Source organism: Streptomyces sp. NBC_00440 (assembly GCF_036014215.1).
Classification (GTDB): domain Bacteria; phylum Actinomycetota; class Actinomycetes; order Streptomycetales; family Streptomycetaceae; genus Streptomyces.
The window spans coordinates 2,492,164-2,512,567 of sequence record NZ_CP107921.1 but is presented as its reverse complement, the minus strand read 5'-3'; the positions used below and the strand labels follow the sequence as shown (position 1 = coordinate 2,512,567).

General features: G+C 70.2%; 15 protein-coding genes. 14 read left to right on the top strand and 1 reads right to left on the bottom strand.

The features are described 5' to 3' along the window. Positions 1–55: 55 nt before the first annotated feature. Positions 56–1,069, bottom strand: a complete 1,014-nt coding sequence (locus OHB13_RS11170; protein ID WP_328376946.1) for a rod shape-determining protein — start codon at positions 1,067–1,069, stop codon at positions 56–58. A 121-nt stretch (positions 1,070–1,190) separates the two neighbouring features. Between OHB13_RS11170 and folC the strand changes: the two genes are divergently transcribed. The 14 genes from folC to obgE all read left to right on the top strand — a co-directional run bounded on the left by folC (position 1,191) and on the right by obgE (position 20,327). Further along, a complete protein-coding gene (gene folC / locus OHB13_RS11165; RefSeq protein ID WP_328376945.1) occupies positions 1,191–2,720 on the top strand; it encodes a bifunctional tetrahydrofolate synthase/dihydrofolate synthase in 1,530 nt (509 codons plus the stop codon). A gap of 3 nt (positions 2,721–2,723) precedes the next feature. Next, on the top strand, positions 2,724–3,074 hold the full coding sequence (locus tag OHB13_RS11160; protein ID WP_266857034.1) for a DUF4233 domain-containing protein: 351 nt from the start codon (positions 2,724–2,726) through the stop codon (positions 3,072–3,074). Between the two features lie 79 nt (positions 3,075–3,153). After that, positions 3,154–3,567, top strand: coding sequence for a nucleoside-diphosphate kinase (ndk, locus tag OHB13_RS11155; protein ID WP_328326533.1), 414 nt, complete (start codon positions 3,154–3,156; stop codon positions 3,565–3,567). A 287-nt stretch (positions 3,568–3,854) separates the two neighbouring features. Next, positions 3,855–4,874 carry a rod shape-determining protein gene (locus OHB13_RS11150; protein ID WP_164261203.1) on the top strand — a complete coding sequence of 340 codons (1,020 nt, stop codon included), beginning with the start codon at positions 3,855–3,857 and terminating at the stop codon, positions 4,872–4,874. 214 nt (positions 4,875–5,088) lie between these two features. Further along, a complete protein-coding gene (gene mreC / locus OHB13_RS11145) occupies positions 5,089–6,039 on the top strand; it encodes a rod shape-determining protein MreC (protein ID WP_328376944.1) in 951 nt (316 codons plus the stop codon). A 12-nt stretch (positions 6,040–6,051) separates the two neighbouring features. After that, positions 6,052–6,726 (top strand): rod shape-determining protein MreD, encoded by a 675-nt coding sequence (gene mreD, locus OHB13_RS11140; RefSeq protein WP_266857040.1) that lies wholly within the window; start codon positions 6,052–6,054, stop codon positions 6,724–6,726. A gap of 61 nt (positions 6,727–6,787) precedes the next feature. Further along, positions 6,788–8,968: a penicillin-binding protein 2 gene (mrdA, locus tag OHB13_RS11135; protein ID WP_328376943.1), complete on the top strand. Its 2,181-nt coding sequence runs from the start codon at positions 6,788–6,790 to the stop codon at positions 8,966–8,968. A 3-nt stretch (positions 8,969–8,971) separates the two neighbouring features. Next, on the top strand, positions 8,972–10,162 hold the full coding sequence (gene rodA, locus OHB13_RS11130; RefSeq protein ID WP_266857044.1) for a rod shape-determining protein RodA: 1,191 nt from the start codon (positions 8,972–8,974) through the stop codon (positions 10,160–10,162). A gap of 88 nt (positions 10,163–10,250) precedes the next feature. Further along, positions 10,251–12,188: a TIGR03960 family B12-binding radical SAM protein gene (locus OHB13_RS11125; RefSeq protein ID WP_266857046.1), complete on the top strand. Its 1,938-nt coding sequence runs from the start codon at positions 10,251–10,253 to the stop codon at positions 12,186–12,188. Between the two features lie 320 nt (positions 12,189–12,508). Next, positions 12,509–13,342: a TIGR03936 family radical SAM-associated protein gene (locus OHB13_RS11120; RefSeq protein ID WP_328376942.1), complete on the top strand. Its 834-nt coding sequence runs from the start codon at positions 12,509–12,511 to the stop codon at positions 13,340–13,342. 282 nt (positions 13,343–13,624) lie between these two features. Next, positions 13,625–17,896, top strand: a complete 4,272-nt coding sequence (locus tag OHB13_RS11115) for an Rne/Rng family ribonuclease (RefSeq protein WP_328376941.1) — start codon at positions 13,625–13,627, stop codon at positions 17,894–17,896. A 281-nt stretch (positions 17,897–18,177) separates the two neighbouring features. After that, on the top strand, positions 18,178–18,498 hold the full coding sequence (gene rplU, locus OHB13_RS11110; protein WP_164265538.1) for a 50S ribosomal protein L21: 321 nt from the start codon (positions 18,178–18,180) through the stop codon (positions 18,496–18,498). An 11-nt stretch (positions 18,499–18,509) separates the two neighbouring features. Next, a complete protein-coding gene (rpmA, locus tag OHB13_RS11105; RefSeq protein WP_164265539.1) occupies positions 18,510–18,764 on the top strand; it encodes a 50S ribosomal protein L27 in 255 nt (84 codons plus the stop codon). Positions 18,765–18,887: 123 nt separating this feature from the next. Continuing rightward, positions 18,888–20,327, top strand: a complete 1,440-nt coding sequence (obgE, locus tag OHB13_RS11100; RefSeq protein WP_266857053.1) for a GTPase ObgE — start codon at positions 18,888–18,890, stop codon at positions 20,325–20,327. The last annotated feature ends 77 nt before the right edge of the window (positions 20,328–20,404 follow it).

The following is a 20,404-nucleotide window of genomic DNA, read 5'->3' as shown; positions in this document are numbered from 1 at the left end:
ACGCACAGGACGAAGACCCCCGGTTCCGCCGGGGGTCTTCGCCGTACGGAGTGCGTCACGTGGCGGGTGTCAGCACCTTGGTGCTCACCGAGTCGAACTCCTCGACGCACTTGCCCGTCCCCAGCGCCACACACTCCAGCGGTGTCCCGGCCACGGTCACGCCGATGCCGGTGGCTGACGCGATCCGCTGATCCAGACCCGGCAGCAGCGAGCCGCCGCCCGTCAGGACGATCCCGTGCTTCATCACGTCGGCCGCCAGCTCGGGCGGGCACTCGGCCAGGGTCGACTGCACCGTGGCGACGATCGCCTCGATCGGCTCGTGCATCGCCTCGCGGATCTCGGCCGCGGTGAGGATGAGCGCGGTCGGCACCCCGTTGATCTTCTCGCGCCCCCGGACCGTGCAGGTCCGGCTCTCCAGCGCCTGGTCGTCCGGGACCGGCCAGGCCGAGCCGATCTCCAGCTTGACCTCCTCGGCGGTCCGCTCGCCGATCAGCAGGCTGCGCTCCTCGCGGATGTGCTCGGTGATCGCCGTGTTCATCCGGTCGCCCGCGAGCCGCAGCGACCGCGAGGTGACGATGCCGCCCATGGAGATCACGGCGACCTCGGTCGTACCGCCGCCGATGTCGACGACCATGGAGCCGCGCGGTTCGTCGACCGGCAGCCCGGCGCCCATCGCCGCCGCCATCGACTCGTCGAGCAGATGGACGGTGCGGCCGCCCGCCTCCTGTGCGGCCTGCACGATCGCCCGCAGCTCCACCGGGGTCACCCCGGTCGGCATGCAGACCACCATCCGGGTGCGCGTCCGCCTGCCTTTGAGGGCCTTGCGCACGAAGTATCTGATCATTTCTCTGGCGGCCTCGTAGTCGCCGATCACGCCCTCCCGCATCGGGCGGAGCGCCGAGACCGAGTCCGGGGTGCGTCCGAGGCTCTCGCGCGCCTCGTCACCGATGGCCGGGGCTCCGCGGCCGCCGTCGCGCACCGCCACCACGGAGGGTTCGTTGAGCACGATGCCCTTGCCGCGGACGTAGAGGAGCGTGTTCGCCGTACCGAGATCAATACCTATGTCCATATTTGGTAAGTCTGGCCTGACAAGGGGGTGTTCCGCGCGCCGGAGTGCTCCGAACCGGGGGTCCTGGCCCGGACGGGACGGGCGAGGTCCGGGCGCGCCGGGACCTCCGTAGACTGGTCCTGTGAGCGAGTCCGACCCTTTCGACGAAATCGTCGACGCAGCGACCGACCTTCCCCCAGCCGACGGCGCGGAATCAGCGGGGGAGATCCCGTCGTCCCCCGACCAGGCGGTGATCGAGGCCGGCAGCCGCACCCTGCGTACCCACGGCGGACCTCCGCCGGGCGACACAGTGCCGGCCAGGCCCGCCGACCCGGAGGTGGACAGGGCGCTGCGCGCGGTGGAGCAGGAGCTCATCGGCCGCTGGCCCGAGACCAGGCTCGACCCCTCCCTCGTACGGATGGAGGCGCTGCTCGACGTCCTGGGCGATCCGCACCGCGCGTACCCCTCGATCCACATCACCGGCACCAACGGCAAGACATCGACGGCCCGCATGGTCGAGGCGCTGCTCGGCGCGCTGGACCTGCGTACCGGGCGGTACACCTCGCCGCACGTCCAGTCGATCACCGAGCGCATCAGCCTCAACGGTGAGCCGATCGAGGCCGAGCGGTTCATCGAGACGTACGAGGAGATCAAGCCGTTCGTCGGCATGGTCGACGGGCAGCAGGAGCACCGGCTCTCCTTCTTCGAGGTGCTCACCGGAATGGCGTACGCGGCCTTCGCCGACGCGCCGGTGGACGTCGCCGTCGTCGAGGTCGGGATGGGCGGCAGCTGGGACGCGACGAACGTCATCGAGGCCCCTGTCGCCGTCGTCACCCCGATCTCCCTGGACCACACGGACCGCCTCGGCAACACGCCCGCCGAGATCGCCGGTGAGAAGGCCGGGATCATCAAGCAGGGCGCGACGGTCATTCTGGCGCAGCAGCCGGTCGACGCCGCCCAGGTGATGCTGAAGAAGGCCGTCGGGATGGACGCCACGGTCGCCCGCGAGGGCATGGAGTTCGGCGTCGGCACCAGGGAGATCGCCGTCGGCGGCCAGCTGCTGACGCTGCGCGGCCTCGGCGGTGACTACGAGGACGTCTTCCTCCCGCTGTACGGCGCCCACCAGGCGCACAACGCGGCGGTGGCCCTCGCCGCGGTCGAGGCGTTCTTCGGGGTCGGTGCCCAGCAGGCGCAGCGGCTCGACATCGACGTGGTCCGCAAGGCCTTCGCGTCGGTCTCGTCGCCGGGCCGCCTGGAGGTCGTACGCAGCTCCCCGACGGTCGTCCTGGACGCGGCGCACAACCCGGGGGGCGCGCTGGCGGCCGCCGCGGGTGTCACCGAGGCCTTCAGCTTCTCGCGGCTGATCGGAGTGGTCGGGGCGAGCGGCGACAAGGACGTGCGCGGACTGCTCGAAGCGTTCGAGCCGATCTTCGCGGAGGTCGTGGTCACCGAGAACTCCACGCCCCGGGCGATGAGGGCGGACGACCTGGCCGCGATCGCCGTCGAGGTGTTCGGCGACGAACGCGTGGTCGTGGAGCCCCGGCTCGACGACGCTCTGGAGGCGGCGATCACGCTCGCCGAGGAAGAGGACGAGTACGCCGGAGCGGGTGTTCTCGTCACCGGTTCCGTGATCACGGTCGGCGAGGCCCGGCTGCTTCTGGGAAGGCGCTGACCTATGCGCACGCTCTGCGCGTCCACCTTGATCGGTGAGTTCTTCGTGATCGGTTTCGCCGGTCTGGTCGCCATGAAGGGCGATCTGTCGGAGACCACGGTCTGGACGGTATGCGGTATCGGGATGCTCCTCTCCGTGCTGCTGTGCGGAATGCTGAGCCGTCCGGGTGCTGTCCAGATCGGCTGGGCGCTCCAGATCGCGCTGATCGCCAGCGGTTTCTTCGTACCGGTGATGTTCATCCTCGGGGTGGCGTTCGCCGGACTGTGGTGGGCGTCCGTCCACTACGGGCGGATCGTCGACGAGGCGAAGGCCCGCTGGGCGGAGCAGGCCTCCGCAGGGCCTGACGCTGCGTAATAGGCGCACGACAGGCCCTGTAGCCTGAGGGCTCGTTACCCCTGTATCCCGTACCGCCCGTACTGAAGGAGTCCGTACAGTGAGCCAGCGCACGCTCGTTCTGCTCAAGCCCGACACCGTACGCCGCCGGCTTGTCGGCGAGGTCGTCGGCCGCATCGAGCGCAAGGCGAACTGGACCATCACGGCGATGGAGCTGCGGACGCTCGACCAGGACACGCTGGAGCAGCACTACGGCGAGCACAAGGGCAAGCCCTTCTACGAGCCGCTGGTCGAATTCATGGCCTCGGGTCCGGTCGTCGCGCTGGTCGTCGAGGGTGAGCGGGTCATCGAGGGCGTACGCGCCCTGGCGGGTCCGACTGACCCGATTGCCGCAGCGCCCGGCTCCATTCGTGGCGATTTCGGCACCATCGTCCGGGAGAATCTCATCCACGCCTCGGACTCGGAGGAGTCCGCAGAGCGAGAATTGAAGATTTTTTTCCCGGGCGTATCCTGACGTCGTGTCAGCCGAATAGCGCTCCCGGCCTCGGGCGACCGAATTAATTCGGTCGCCCTTCGGCATATGCCGGGCGATTTCGGGAACGCATCGCACCGACATGACGTCACCATGACTGAGGCGGCCACAACTTCCGCCCACATGGCGGAGGACCCTCGCGCGCTGTCCGGGCAGGCGGCATTACGATGGAAGCCTTCACACCCACAGCGCTCACTTCGCCTACCAAAAAGCCAATCGCTCCACTTGGGAAGGCCCGACGCATCCTCATGGGGAACAAGGGGAACTCAATGTCGTTCATCGGCCGTGACATGGCTATCGACCTCGGGACTGCCAACACGCTGGTGTACGTCAGGGGTCGAGGAATCGTCCTCAACGAACCCTCCGTCGTCGCCATCAACACCAACACCGGCGGGATCCTCGCCGTAGGCGCCGAGGCGAAAAAGATGATCGGCCGTACGCCGGGCAACATCGTTGCCGTACGGCCGCTGAAGGACGGCGTGATCGCCGACTTCGAAATCACCGAGCGGATGCTCCGCTACTTCATCCTGAAGATCCACAAGCGCCGCTACCTGGCCCGGCCGCGCGTCGTCGTCTGTGTTCCCTCGGGCATCACAGGGGTCGAGCGCCGCGCCGTCATCGAGGCGTCGACCCAGGCGGGCGCCCGCCAGGTGCACATCATCGAAGAGCCCATGGCGGCCGCCATCGGCTCGGGGCTGCCCGTCCACGAGGCCACCGGCAACATGGTGGTCGACATCGGCGGCGGCACCACCGAGGTCGCGGTGATCTCGCTCGGAGGAATCGTCACGGCGCAGTCGATCCGGGTCGCGGGCGACGAGCTGGACAACGCGATCATCCAGCACATCAAGAAGGAGTACTCCCTCCTCCTCGGTGAGCGCACCGCCGAACAGATCAAGATCACGATCGGCTCCGCGTTCGATCTGGAGAAGGACGAGCACACCGAGATCCGCGGCCGCGATCTCGTGTCCGGGCTGCCCAAGACGGTGGTGATCTCCGCCGCCGAGGTCCGCAAGGCCATCGAGGAGCCGGTCAACGCCATTGTCGACGCGGTCAAGACGACGCTCGACAAGTGCCCGCCCGAGCTCTCCGGCGACGTCATGGACCGCGGCATCGTCCTCACCGGCGGCGGGGCGCTGCTCCGCGGTCTGGACGAGCGGCTGCGCCACGAGACGGGCATGCCCATCCACATCGCCGAGGACCCGCTCGACTCCGTCGCCCTCGGATCGGGCAAGTGCGTCGAGGAGTTCGAGGCACTCCAGCAGGTCCTGGACGCCCAGCCCCGCCGGTGACGATCCCCGTCCTTGAGCCGTACGGGGCATGTCCGCCCCGTACGGCGGATCGTTGAAGCAAAGAGTCCGTCCGTATCCGGGCCGGCCTCCGCAAGCGAATAGTCCGACCGACGCAGAGCTTCATGGACGTAGAGCTCCACAGACACGGAGCTCCACAAACGCAGAACTCCACAAACGCATATGAATTCCGACGAGGAAGGCACGGCCTCCGCACGTGAGGGACACACGAGAGAGCCGGCTGCTCCTGGTGCTGCTGATCGCCATCGCGTTCGCGCTGATCACGGTGGACATCCGCGGCGGTGAGGCGTCTCCGGTGGATGGCGCCCGGCACGCCGCCGCCACCGTGTTCGGACCGGTCGAGAGCGGTGTCGCGGACGCCGTGAACCCGGTCGGCAACGCCATCGGTGCAGTACGGGACTCCGGCGACCGGCACAACCGCATCAGCGCGCTGCAGCGTGAGAACACCGCTCTGAAGCAGCAGCTCGGCAGCAGCGCCCGCAACCGCAGCCGCGTACGCCAGCTCGACAGCATGCTCAAGACCGCCGGCGCGGGCCAGTACGGGATCAAGGGTGCCCAGGTCATCGCCATAGGAGCGGCCCAGGGGTTCTCCTGGACGGTCACCATCGACGCCGGAACCGCCGACGGCATCAAGCGGGACATGACCGTGCTCAACGGGGACGGACTCGTCGGCCGGGTCACCACCGTCGGCCCCAACACCGCCACCGTGCTGCTCGCCAACGACCCCGACTTCACCGTCGGCACCCGGATGGAGAAGACCGACGAGGTCGGCTTCGCCACCGGCCGCGGCGACCGCCCGCTCTCGGTCCAGTTCCTGAACGGCAAGGCCGAGGTCAAGAAGGGCGACCGGCTGGTCACCTTCGGCTCCAGCAACGACAAGCCCTTCGTGCCCGGGGTGCCGGTCGGCCAGGTCGTCCGCGTGGACCCGTCCGGCGGCGACCTCACCCGTACGGTCTACGTCCGCCCGTACGTCAGCTTCACCAAGCTCGACCTGGTCGGCGTCGTCGTGGAGCCGCCGCGCAGCAACCCGCGCGACACGGTCCTCCCCGCCAAGCCCGCCAAGCCGAAGCCCGCCCCCACCGTCACGGTCACCGCCACGCCTTCCGGCGCCGGGGCCAACACCGACCCCAACGCCCCCCAGCAGTAGGAGCTGATCAGTATGCGTCTCAACCGGATGCTGCTCTCGGCCACGCTGGTGGTGGTCGCCCTGGTGATCCAGGTGAGCGTGCTCGCCCGACTCCAACTCCCCGGCGCCGTGCCGGACCTGCTGCTGCTCACGGTGGTGGGCCTCGCCCTGGTGTACGGCCATGTGGGCGGCGCCCTGATCGGCTTCGGCGCCGGCCTGCTGGCCGACCTGGCCCCGCCCGCCGACCACGCCGCCGGGCGGTACGCGCTGGTGCTGTGCGTGATCGGGTACGCGGCCGGGCTCGCCAAGCCGGAGAACGGCCGGATCAGGTCCGTCACCGTACCGATGCTCGTGGTGGTCGCCGCCGCGATCGGCTCCACGCTGCTCTACGCCGGGGTGGGCTCCCTCGTCGGTGACACGGCAGCCCGCCATGTGGGCCTGCTCGGGCTGCTGTTCAGCGCCGCGATCTACGACCTGCTGCTCGCACCGTTCACCGTGCCGCTCATCATGGCGCTGGCGAGACGCGCCGAGAACGACCCGCTCGCCGAAGGCCGCGACACCGGCGGAGTGACGAGCGACGTCGCCACCGGCTGGCTGGCGACGGGCACCGGACTGAAGATCGGCAGCCAGCGTGGCGGCCTGCGCATGAAGGCGGCCAAGTCACGCGCGGCGAAGGCCGGACGCATCAAGGGGGTCAAGAGGCTGTGACACTGCGACACGCGGGGGCACGGCCGTCGGATCCCGGCCGGACAATCAGTGGGGCACGGCTGTGAGCAATATTCCCGAGACCGGACGGACCTCGCGGGTCCGGATCCGGCTCGTCGTCATTCAGGTCCTGGTCTTCTCCCTCCTCCTCACCCTCGGCGGCCGGCTCTGGTACCTCCAGATCCGCAACGGCCAGGAGTACAGCGCGGAGGCCAGGAACAACCACGTCCAGCAGGTCGTACAGCCCGCCGTGCGAGGCTCCATCTTCGACGCGCGCGGGGTGCCGATCGCCGACAACGAGACCAAGCTCGTCGTCTCCGCCAACCGCACCGACCTGTTGCGGATGAGCGACGACGGCAAGGCCGTCCTCACCCGGCTGGCCGGCGTGCTCGGGATGAAGCCCAAGGACGTCATCGCGAAGGTCAGGCTCTGCGACGCCAAGACACCGAAGCCGTGCTGGAACGGCTCGCCGTACCAGCCGATCCCCGTCACCGAGACCGCCACCACCCAGCAGGCGCTCCAGATCCGCGAGCGCACCGAGGACTTCCCCGGCATCACCGCCGGGCCCACCGCGGTCCGCAGCTACCCGGGCACCGGGGGACTCAACGCCGCCCAGGTCCTCGGCTACCTCGGCCCGGTCACCGACCAGGAAGTCGCCAAGTCGAACAAGACGAACAACCCGCTGCTCCGCTCCGACCAGGTCGGCCGTGCCGGTCTTGAGTCCACGTACGACCAGCAGCTGCGCGGCAAGTCCGGTGTCACCCGCTACGAGGTGGACAACCTCGGCCGGGTCATCGGCAAGGCCGGGCAGACGGCGTCGCAGCCCGGCAGTTCCCTGGTCACCAGCATCGACTCCCGGGTGCAGGCGCTCACCGAGAAGGAACTGGACGCGACCATGAAGGCCCTCCGGAAAACCTATGACTCGGTCACCCACACCAACTACAAGGCCGACTCGGGCGCGGCCGTGGTGATGGACGTCCACACCGGGCAGGTCATCGCGATGGCCAGCGCCCCGACGTACAACCCCAACGTCTGGGGCGGCGGCATCTCGGCCAAGAACTACAGCAAGCTCACCAAGGCGTCCTCCAACTACCCCCTGCTGAACCGCGCCATCCAGGGGCAGTCGGCGCCCGGCTCGACCTTCAAGGTCATCTCCACCAGCGCCGCCATCAACGCCGGGTACGCGCCCGACGGCGGCTACCCCTGCACCTCGTCGATGACCATCGGCAACCGCGAGTTCAAGAACTTCGAGGGCGAGAACTACGGGGACATCAGCCTGGGCAAGGCCCTGGAGGTCTCCTGCGACACGGTCTTCTACCACGTGGCCTACGACCAGTGGAAGAAGGACGGCGGCAACAACCCCAAGCACCCGAAGGACTGGTTCTTCAAGACCGCCCACGAGTTCGGGCTCGGCAAGAAGACCGGTATCGACCTGCCCGACGAGCTGGCCGGCCGGGTCCCGGACCGCGAGTGGAAGAAGGCCTACTGGGAGGCCAACAAGGACGTCTGGTGCAAGCAGGGCAAGAAGAACGGCACCTACGTCGAGCAGATCGAGTACGAGAACTGCACCGACGGCAAGCAGGTCCGCGCCGGTGACTCCGTCAACTACGCCATCGGCCAGGGCGACACGCTCCTCACCCCGGTCCAGGAGGCGATGATCTACTCGGCCCTCGCCAACGGCGGCACGATGTACCAGCCGAGCGTCGGCAAGGCGATCGTCAGCGCCGACGGCAAGACGGTGCAACCGATCAAGCCGAAGCGCGTCGGCAGGCTCCCCGACAGCAAGTCGACCGTCTCGTACATCAACAAGGCCCTGGAGGGCGTGGTCACCAGCGGTACGGCGGCCTGGCAGTTCGGCGGCTGGCCGCAGAACAAGATCCCCCTGCACGCCAAGACCGGCACCGCGGAGGTCGCGGGCAAGCAGACCACGGGGTGGCTGTCCACGTACACCAAGGACTACGCGATCGTGATGACGATCTCCCAGGGCGGTACCGGATCCGGCGCCGCCGGACCCGCGGTCCGCAAGATCTACGAGGCCATGTACGGCATCGGCAAGGACGGCAAGCAGGACCCCAAGAAGGCGCTCCTGCCCCATCCGCAGACGAGCCTGCCGAAGATCAACAAGGACGGTGCGATCATCTCGCCCAAGATCACGCCGGCCAAGCCCGATCCGTCGCCGCCGGCGCCCTCGCCGTCGTCATCGGGCGGACAGCAGATCGCGGCCGGACCGGGCAGGAGGGACTAGGACATGGGCGGTTTCTCCGTAGCGCGGTACGCCCCGGAACAGGGCACCTGGTCCAAGCTGACCGCTCGCGACTCGCTGATGCGCAGGCTGGACTGGCCGCTGCTGATGTCGTCGCTCGCGCTGTCGTTCATCGGCATGCTGCTGGTGTACTCGGCCACCCGCGGGCGCACCTCCCTCACCCACGGCGACCCGTACTACTTCCTGCTGCGCCACGCCATGAACACCGGCATCGGCGTCGGCCTGATGATCGGCACCATCTGGCTCGGCCACCGGACCCTGCGCGGCGCGGTCCCGATCCTGTTCGGCATCTCCGTACTCATGATCCTCGCGGTCCTCTCGCCGCTCGGGCAGACCGTGAACGGCGCGCACGCCTGGATCGTCATCGGCGGCGGATTCTCGCTCCAGCCGTCCGAGTTCACCAAGATCACGATCATTCTGGGGATGGCGATGATCCTCGCCTCCCGGGTGGACGCGGGTGACCAGGACCATCCCGACCACCGCACGGTCGCCAAGGCGCTCGGGGTGGCCGCCATCCCGATCTTCATCATCATGCTGATGCCGGACCTCGGCTCGGTCATGGTGATCGCGATGATCGTCCTCGGCATCCTGCTGGCCTCCGGCGCCTCCAACCGCTGGGTGGTCGGGCTCATCGGCACCGGAGTGGTCGGCGCCATCGGGGTCTGGAAGGCCGGGCTGCTCGACGAATACCAGATCGCCCGCTTCGCCGCCTTCGCCAACCCCGCGCTCGACCCGGCGGGCGTCGGCTACAACACCAACCAGGCGCGGATCGCGATCGGTTCGGGCGGCCTGCACGGAACCGGCCTCTTCCACGGCTCCCAGACCACCGGGCAGTTCGTCCCCGAGCAGCAGACCGACTTCGTCTTCACCGTCGCCGGTGAGGAACTCGGCTTCGTGGGCGCCGGACTGATCCTGGTCCTGCTCGGCATCGTGCTCTGGCGCGCCTGCCGGATCGCCCGGGAGACGACCGAGCTGTACGGCACGATCGTCGCGGCCGGGATCATCGCCTGGTTCGCCTTCCAGGCGTTCGAGAACATCGGGATGACGCTCGGCATCATGCCGGTGGCAGGGCTTCCGCTGCCGTTCGTCTCGTACGGGGGGTCCTCGATGTTCGCCGTGTGGGTCGCGATCGGGCTGCTCCAGTCGATCCGGGTGCAGCGGCCCATGTCGGCCTGACCCCCGGCGGATTCCCGGGCGGGCGGCGGAGGCCGGCCGCCGGGGTACGCTGGATGGTCATCCCTGCCCGCTCATGAGAGACACCACCATGCCTGTCGAGTCGGTCGAGTCGGTCTTCCCGCGACTGGAAGCGCTTCTCCCGCACGTCCAGAAGCCCATCCAGTACGTGGGCGGAGAGCTGAACTCCACCGTCAAGCCGTGGGAGAGCTGCGACGTCCGCTGGGCGCTGATGTACCCGGACGCATACGAGGTCGGACTGCCCAACCAGGGCGTCATGATCCTCTACGAGGTGCTCAACGAGCGCGAGGGTGTGCTCGCCGAGCGCACCTACAGCGTCTGGCCGGACCTCGAAGAGCTGATGCGCGAGCACAAGGTGCCGCAGTTCACGGTCGACGCGCACCGCCCGGTGAAGGCGTTCGACGTCTTCGGGCTGAGCTTCTCCACCGAGCTCGGCTACACCAACATGCTCACCGCCCTGGATCTCGCGGACATCCCGCTGGACGCCAAGGACCGGACCCTCGACGACCCGATCGTGCTCGCGGGCGGCCATGCGGCGTTCAACCCCGAGCCGATCGCCGACTTCATCGACTGCGCGGTCATCGGCGACGGTGAGCAGGCGGTCCTGGAGATCACCGAGATCGTCCGCGCCTGGAAGGCCGAAGGGCGTCCCGGCGGCCGCGACGAGGTGCTCTTCCGGCTCTCGAAGACCGGCGGTGTCTACGTCCCGCGCTTCTACGACGTCGAGTACCTGCCCGACGGGCGTATCGGCCGTGTCGTTCCCAACAAGTCGGGCGTGCCGTGGCGGGTCTCCAAGCACACCGTCATGGACCTCGACGAGTGGCCCTACCCGAAGCAGCCGCTCGTCCCGCTCGCCGAGACCGTCCACGAGCGGATGTCCGTCGAGATCTTCCGCGGCTGCACCCGCGGCTGCCGTTTCTGCCAGGCCGGCATGATCACGCGCCCCGTGCGGGAGCGAAGCATCACCGGCATCGGCGACATGGTGGAGAAGGGTCTCAAGGCGACCGGCTTCGAGGAGGTCGGCCTCCTGTCGCTGTCGTCCGCGGACCACAGCGAGATCGGTGACATCGCCAAGGGCCTCGCCGACCGCTACACCGAGGACAAGGTCGGCCTCTCGCTGCCGTCGACCCGGGTGGACGCGTTCAACATCGACCTGGCCAACGAGCTCACCAGGAACGGCCGCAGGTCCGGCCTGACCTTCGCCCCCGAGGGCGGCTCCGAGCGCATCCGCAAGGTCATCAACAAGATGGTCTCGGAGGAGGACCTGATCCGTACGGTCTCCACCGCGTACGGCAACGGCTGGCGCCAGGTGAAGCTGTACTTCATGTGCGGCCTGCCCACCGAGACGGACGAGGACGTCCTCCAGATCGGCGACATGGCGGTCAACGTCATCGCCGAGGGGCGCCGCGTCTCCGGCCAGAACGACATCCGCTGCACCGTCTCCATCGGCGGTTTCGTGCCCAAGCCGCACACCCCGTTCCAGTGGGCGCCGCAGCTCTCCGCCGAGGACACCGACGCCCGGCTCACCAAGCTGCGCGACAAGATCCGCGGCGACAAGAAGTACGGCCGCTCGATCGGCTTCCGCTACCACGACGGCAAGCCCGGCATCGTCGAGGGCCTGCTCTCGCGCGGTGACCGCCGGGTCGGCTCGGTCATCCGCGCGGTGTACGAGGGCGGCGGCCGGTTCGACGGCTGGCGCGAGTACTTCAGCTACGACCGCTGGATGAAGGCGGCCGAGCAGACGCTCCCCGGCTTCGGCGTGGACGTCGACTGGTACACGACCCGTGAGCGCACGTACGAGGAGGTCCTGCCCTGGGACCACCTGGACTCCGGTCTCGACAAGGACTGGCTCTGGGAGGACTGGCAGGACTCGCTCGACGAGACCGAGGTCGAGGACTGCCGCTGGACGCCGTGCTTCGACTGCGGGGTGTGCCCCCAGCTCGACCTCGACATCCAGATCGGGCCGACCGGCAAGAAACTCCTGCCGCTGACCGTCGTCAACAAATAGCCCGTGCGTGTGTGTGGAGGCCCTGCCCCGAGGCAGGGCCTCCACTGCGTTCCGGGGCTGCTTCCGCGGCATCGGGCCGATGTCCGGGAACCTGTCGTGCTCCGTGCGCGTACTCTGGGTGGTAGTACATCGACTGTCCCCGAAGCGGCAGCCGGACCAGAGATCTCCCAGCACGGCGCATACTCCGCCGGACTGGGGTGAGCCGGCCGGATGCCCCGGGAACCCCGCCGTAGGGCGGCGCGCCCCCCGCGCCAGCCCCGCACCGAGGAGAAGAACCACTGGGCAAGCGACAGCCCGAAGGCCCGCCGCCCGCACCGGCAGTGCAGCGCATCCGACTGCGCTACACCAAGCGCGGCCGCCTCCGGTTCACCAGCCACCGTGACTTCCAGCGTGCCTTCGAGCGTGCGCTGCGCAGAGCCGAGGTGCCGATGGCGTACTCGGCGGGCTTCACGCCGCATCCGAAGGTGTCGTACGCCAATGCCGCACCCACCGGCACCGGCAGCGAGGCCGAGTTCCTGGAGATCGCCCTCACCGAGGCGCGTGACCCCGGGACGCTGCGGAAGCTGCTCGACGAGTCCCTCCCGGACGGGCTCGACATCACCGACGCGGTCGAGGCCCACACCTCGGGCCTCGCCGACCGGCTGACCGCCTCCGTATGGGAACTGCGCCTGGACGGCGTGGAGTTCGAGGAGGCGGAGCGGGCCGTGGCCGCGTTCAACGCCGCCGGGGAGGTCGAGGTCCAGCGCCGCACCAAGAACGGCGTACGGACCTTCGACGCCCGCAGCGCCGTGGCCGGTCTGGAGGCCGTCCGCCACGAGCCCGGCACGGACGCCGCAGCCGGCGGAGCCGACGGCACCGAGCCGGTCAATAGGCCGGGAGGTGAGCGCTGTGCGATACTGCGGCTGGTTGTTCGGCACGTGACACCTGCTGTGCGACCCGACGACGTCCTGTCCGGTCTCCGCGTTGTGGCCGACCTCGCGCCGCCGGTCCCCGCAGCGGTGACCAGGCTGGCGCAGGGGCTCTTCGACGAGGAGTCCGGCACGGTGACCGACCCGCTTTCGCCCGACCGCGAGGCAGCCCCGGCCGCTCCACCCACGGCCGCCGGAACCGCCACCCACCGGCTTCCCGCCGACGGGACACCCGCGACGGTGTGAGACGGACCTCTCGGGCCCCCGGGCCCCGGAGGCGGTCCCGCCGCGTAAGGACCAGTCGTTGTAGCGCAGCCCTCGTATCCGGGAGCCACCTGGGTCGGGCAGCGCACTGACCAGAAGACTTTCGCCAGGCCGTACGTACATCGCGTAGGGAACCGGCGAGCCAGACATCAGCTCCCGTGCGGCGCCCGCGCCCCGGACGAGCGGGACCGTGCATCTGACGCGGACCGTGCCGGACCGGACACAGACGCGGCGCCCGGGAGCGTGACGGGAGAACCGCCCGCAATGCTTGAGTCGAACGATTCCGGTACCACCGGAGCGAACGAAGAGACCAGTCCCAGCGACACGCTGCCCCCGCGCCGTCGGCGCAGGGCCGCGTCGCGCCCCGCAGGCCCCCCGGCCGGCGCGCAGAACGGCGCCGCCGAAGAGGCCGCAGTGGTGACGCCGGCCATACCGGCCGCGGAGGCCACCGAGGCCGACTCCGGCGCAGGTGAGACAGCGGCGCCGCCCGCCCGCCGCCGCGCCACCCGTAAGGCGACCGTTGCCCGAGCTCTCGACGACGCTCGACCAGGGGAGACCCCCATCGCGGGTCCCGCCACGGACGCCGCGCCCGCCGAAGCGGTGAGCGAGGAGCCCGCCGCCGAAGCGCCGCGCGGCCGTGCCCGCCGCCGTGCCTCCGCCCCTGCGGGCGCACCGCAGCCCGGTTCGGACGGTGCCACCGCAGTATCCGCCGTGGAAGCCGCAGAAACGTCAGGGCCGTCCGAAACGGCGGCGCCCACGAGGTCCCGCCGCCGCGCCACCCGGTCCACCGGCGCGCCCGTGGACGAGCCGCAGACCACCCAGGCCGTCGTGGCCGCTGCTGAGCCGGAGCCCGTTGTGGCCGATGAGACTGTGCGGAACACCGAGTCGTCCGAGTCCGCCGAGGCGCAGGACGCCGCCCCGGCGCGTACCCGCCGCCGTGCCACCCGTAAGGCCACCGCGCCCGCCGGCGCACCGAAGAGCTCCGAGGCCGCGGACCGGGCGAGCACCACGACTGAGACCGCCGGTGCGGCGGAGACCGCCCCGTCCGCCGGTTCCGATGAGCCGGCCGAGTCCGCCGTGACGCAGGACGCCGCTCCGGCGCGTACCCGCCGCCGTGCCACCCGTAAGGCCACCGCGCCCGCCGCGGCCGAGCAGCCCGCGACCGAGCAGGCCGCCGCGCCCGCAGCGCCCGCCGCCGAGGCCCCGGCCGCCGAAGCGCCGCGCGGCCGCAGCCGCCGCCGTGCCACCTCGCCCGCCGCCAGCCCGCAGTCCGGTCGGCAGTCCGATGCCGGCCAGCCCGAGGCCGCAGGCGAGAGCCTGCCCGAGGCCGTGGCCGAGGCGCTCGCCGAGGAGACCGAGGCCGCGCCGCGCGGACGCAAGCGCCGCAGGGCCGAGTCCCCGCAGTTCACCGCTGTCGGCGAGAAGGAGAAGGCGCAGCGCCCCGCGGAGCCCGCCGAGGCCGCGGAGCCCGGTCGCGGCTCGCGCCGCCGTGCGCAGCGCCCCGCCGTGGCCGTCTTCCAGGCCCCTGTCTTCGCCGAGCCGATGTTCCAGACGCCGGAGACCGCTGCCGCCGCTGCCGCCGCCCGGCCCGCCCAGTCCGCGGAAGAGGCCGAGGAGGACGAGGCAGCGGTCGAGGAGACCGTCAAGGCGTCCGAGCCCGCCGAGTCCGCGCCGCAGGGCGGCACGCGCGGCCGTCGCCGCCGTCGCCGTGGCGAGCCCGCGGAAGCCGAAAAGGCTCCGGAGCCGGTGGCCGCGCCCGCCGCGGCCGAGCAGCCCGCGGCCGATGAGGCCGAGGCCGACGAGCAGTCCGCCGATGACGCGCAGCACGGCGACGAGTCCGACGAGTACGGTGACCGGCCCTCGCGCCGCCGTCGCCGGGGTGGCCGCCGCCGCCGTCGTGGCGAGTCCGGAGACACGGACGACAACGACAGCAACGACCGTGACGACCGCAGCGACCGCAGCGACCGCCGCGACTCCAGCGACACCGAGGCGGAGGGTCCGGACGAGGAGGAGGACGGCCACGCGGCCTCCGCCACGGGCACGGACGAGGAGGACGACGACCACGCGGCCTCCGGGTCCAGCAGCAGCCGGCGTCGCCGTCGCCGTCGCCGTCGCAGCGGTGACACCGGCACCGACGCCGACGCCGTGGCCGACGACCCGGAGCGCACGGTCGTCAAGGTCCGTGAGCCGCGCAAGAAGGAAGCAGCCGAGCGCGAGCCCGGCACCGGCTTCGACGAGGTCCAGTCCATCAAGGGCTCGACCCGGATGGAGGCGAAGAAGCAGCGCCGCCGCGAGGGGCGCGAGCAGGGCCGCCGTCGCGTCCCGATCATCACGGAGGCCGAGTTCCTGGCCCGCCGTGAGGCCGTCGAGCGGGTGATGGTCGTCCGCCAGCACGGCGAGCGCACCCAGATCGGTGTCCTTGAGGACAACGTGCTGGTCGAGCACTACGTCAACAAGGAGCAGGCCACCAGCTACGTCGGCAACGTCTACCTGGGCAAGGTCCAGAACGTGCTGCCGTCGATGGAGGCCGCGTTCGTCGACATCGGCAAGGGCCGCAACGCCGTCCTGTACGCCGGTGAGGTCAACTTCGAGGCGCTCGGCATGGCCCACGGGCCGCGCCGTATCGAGACCGCGCTCAAGTCGGGCCAGTCGGTCCTGGTCCAGGTGACCAAGGACCCGATCGGCCACAAGGGCGCTCGCCTGACCAGCCAGGTCTCGCTGCCCGGCCGCTACCTGGTCTACGTGCCCGAGGGCTCGATGACCGGCATCAGCCGCAAGCTGCCCGACACCGAGCGCTCCCGGCTGAAGACCATCCTCAAGAAGATCGTTCCCGAGGACGCGGGCGTCATCGTGCGTACCGCTGCCGAGGGCGCCAGCGAGGACGAGCTGCGCCGTGACGTCGAGCGGCTCCAGGCGCAGTGGGAGGACATCGAGAAGAAGGCGAAGAGCGGCGGCAGCAGCAATGCCCCGACGCTGCTCTACGGCGAGCCGGACATGACCGTCCGGGTCGTCCGCGACATCTTCAACGAGGACTTCTCGAAGGTCATCGTCAGCGGCAACGAAGCCTGGGACACGATCCACGGTTACGTCGCCCATGTCGCCCCCGACCTGGCCGACCGGCTCTCGCGCTGGACGTCCGAGGTCGACGTCTTCGCGACGTACCGCATCGACGAGCAGCTGATGAAGGCGCTGGACCGCAAGGTCTATCTGCCCAGCGGCGGGTCGCTGGTGATCGACAAGACCGAGGCGATGGTCGTGGTCGACGTCAACACCGGCAAGTTCACCGGCCAGGGCGGCAACCTCGAAGAGACGGTGACCAAGAACAACCTGGAGGCGGCCGAGGAGATCGTCCGCCAGCTGCGGCTGCGCGACCTCGGCGGCATCGTCGTCGTGGACTTCATCGACATGGTGCTGGAGTCCAACCGGGACCTGGTGCTGCGGCGTCTGCTGGAGTGCCTGGGCCGGGACCGTACGAAGCACCAGGTCGCCGAGGTCACCTCGCTCGGCCTGGTCCAGATGACCCGTAAGCGGGTCGGCCAGGGCCTCCTTGAGTCCTTCTCCGAGACCTGCGTCCACTGCAACGGGCGCGGCGTGATCGTGCACATGGAGCAGCCGACGTCGGCCGGTGGCGGCGGTGGCAAGCGCTCCAAGAAGCGCGGCCGCGGCGCGGGCGGCGACCACGAGCACACGGCCGACCACGAGCACACGTCGGACCAGGGTCACGACGAGGCACACGACCACGAGGCGGACACCGAGTACGTCGATGTGGTCCCCGTGGCGGACGAGCCGGAGAGCTTCGTACCGGACGAGGAGCTGTACAGCAGCCCCGCCGAGGCGGAGGCGGCCGCCACGCGCAGCCGCGGCCGCCGCAGGGCGACCCGCAAGGTGTCGGCCCCGGCCGGCGCCCCGAAGGGTACGCAGCCCGAGCCCGAGCCGGTTGTCTCCGAACCGGCCGTCTCCGAGCCCGTGAGCGAGCAGCCCGCCGCTCCCGAGCCGGTCGCCGAGCAGCCCGCCGCCCAGCAGCCGGCCGCCGAGCCGGTCGCCGAGCCCGAGCCCGCCCAGGAGGCCGCTCCGGCCCGTGGGCGCCGTCGGGCGACCCGTAAGGCCACGGCCCCGGCCGGTGCGCCCAAGGCAGCCGACGAGACCGCGGAGATCGTGGTCGAGGAGGCCCCGGCCCCCGTGGCCGAGGAGCCGCAGGCCTCCGCCGAGCCGGCCGCCGAAGCCGCACCGCCGCGGGCTCGCCGCCGGGCGACCCGTAAGGCCACCGCCCCCGCGGGCGCGGCCGATGCGTCTGTCGTCGTGGTCGAGTCCCCGTCGGACGAGGCCCCCGCGGCTGCGGAGACCGAGGCACCGGCCAAGAAGACGGCCGCGCGCAAGACGGCCAAGAAGGCGCCCGCGAAGAAGGCGGCCGCCAAGAAGACCGCGGCGAAGAAGACCACCGCGGCCAAGAAGACGACGGCCAAGAAGGCGACCAAGAAGACGGTCGCCGCCGAGGAGCAGTCGGCGCCCGGAGTCACGGCCTCCACCGAGGACTGACCCGCGCCGGCCCGTCAGACGAAAGGTGCGGCCCTCCTCCGGGAGGGCCGCACCTGGCTGTCCGGCCGTCCTGCCCGGACCCCGTCAGGGGCCGGTTTGACCCCCCGGACCCCGCCCCGTAGCCTTACCCCTCGGCGTGTTTCCTTGCGCCACACCTCTGAGCAACTCCCTCCTGGCTCCGCCGGGAGAGGCCGCTCGTCCATTCCGGATCGTCGCGGGTCCCCGGACCCGTGTGAGCGGCTGGCATCAGAGGGCCGATTCCGAGCGAAAGAGAGATCCGCGTGTACGCCATCGTGCGCAGCGGTGGTCGTCAGCACAAGGTTGCTGTCGACGACATCGTTGAGGTTGACAAGATTCCCACCGCCAAGGTTGGCGACACGGTCGAGCTCTCGACCCTGCTCGTGGTCGACGGTGACGCGGTCACCAGCGACCCGTGGGTGCTTGCCGGTATCAAGGTCCAGGCCGAGGTCGTGGATCACCACAAGGGCGCGAAGATCGACATCCTTCGCTACAAGAACAAGACCGGCTACCGCCGTCGCCAGGGTCACCGCCAGCAGTACACGGCGATCAAGGTCACCGGTATCCCCGCGGCTGCGAAGTAAGGGACTGAGACATGGCACACAAGAAGGGCGCATCGTCCACTCGGAACGGGCGCGATTCCAATGCTCAGCGGCTCGGCGTGAAGCGCTTCGGCGGTCAGGTCGTCAACGCCGGTGAGATCCTGGTCCGCCAGCGCGGCACCCACTTCCACCCGGGCACCGGCGTCGGCCGTGGCGGCGACGACACGCTGTTCGCGCTGAACCCCGGTTCGGTCGAGTTCGGCACGCACCGCGGCCGCAAGGTCGTGAACATCGTTCCGGTCGCCTGATCCCTAGGCTGCCGTAGAGCGATCTGTCGAGGGCGGACCAGGTTTCCCGTTGCTTACGGGAAGCCGGTCCGCCTTTCGCGTGTTACAGGTAAGACAATTCCGTACGTTTCTGGAGGCACACCCATGACCACCTTCGTGGACCGCGTCGAGCTGCATGCCGCCGCGGGTAGCGGGGGCCACGGCTGCGCCTCCGTACACCGTGAGAAGTTCAAGCCGCTCGGCGGACCCGACGGCGGCAACGGCGGGCGGGGCGGCGACGTCATCCTCGTCGTGGAGCAGGCCGTGACCACACTGCTCGACTACCACCACAGCCCGCACCGCAAGGCCACCAACGGCCAGCCCGGCGCCGGTGACAACCGCTCCGGCAAGGACGGGCACGACCTCGTGCTGCCCGTGCCGGACGGCACCGTCGTGCTGGACAAGGACGGGAACGTCCTGGCCGACCTGGTCGGCCAGGGCACCACCTTCGTCGCGGGCCAGGGCGGCCGCGGTGGCCTCGGGAACCACGCGCTGGCCTCGGCCCGCCGCAAGGCGCCCGGGTTCGCGCTCCTCGGCGAGCCGGGGGAGTCCCGGGACATCGTCCTGGAGCTCAAGACCGTCGCCGACGTGGCGCTCGTCGGCTACCCGAGCGCAGGCAAGTCCTCGCTGATCTCGGTGCTGAGCGCGGCCAAGCCGAAGATCGCGGACTACCCGTTCACCACGCTCGTCCCCAACCTCGGTGTGGTGACGGCCGGTTCGACCGTCTACACCATCGCGGACGTCCCCGGTCTCATCCCCGGCGCCAGCCAGGGCAAGGGCCTCGGCCTGGAGTTCCTGCGACACGTCGAGCGCTGCTCGGTGCTCGTGCACGTGCTGGACACGGCGACGCTGGAGTCCGACCGTGACCCGGTCTCCGACCTCGACATGATCGAGGAGGAGCTCAAGCTGTACGGCGGCCTGGAGAACCGGCCCCGTATCGTCGCCCTCAACAAGGTCGACATCCCCGACGGCCAGGACCTCGCCGACATGATCCGCCCGGATCTGGAGGCGCGCGGCTACCAGGTCTTCGAGGTCTCCGCCGTGGCCCATCTGGGGCTGAAGGAGCTGTCCTTCGCGCTGGCCGGCATCATCGCCGAGGCGCGCGCGGCGAAGCCGGCCGAGGAGGCCACCCGGGTCGTCATCCGCCCGAAGGCCGTCGACGACGCGGGCTTCACGGTCAGCTTCGAGGAGGAGGAAGGCGTCTACCGCGTCCGCGGCGAGAAGCCCGAACGCTGGGTCCGCCAGACCGACTTCAGCAACGACGAGGCCGTCGGCTACCTCGCCGACCGGCTCAGCCGCCTCGGTGTCGAGGACCAGCTGATGAAGGCCGGTGCCCGTGCGGGTGACGGCGTGGCCATCGGCGCCGAGGACAACGCCGTGGTCTTCGACTGGGAGCCGACGATGATGGCGGGCGCCGAGATGCTCGGCCGCCGTGGCGAGGACCACCGCCTCGAAGCGCCCCGGCCCGCCGAGCAGAAGCGCCGGGACCGCCAGGCCGAACGGGACGAGTCGGACAAGGAGTACGACGAGTTCAAGCCGTTCTAGCAGAACCGCACACGTTCTGACGGAACCACCCAGCAGCCCGGAGGCCCGGGAACGCCGACGCGTTCCCGGGCCTCCGG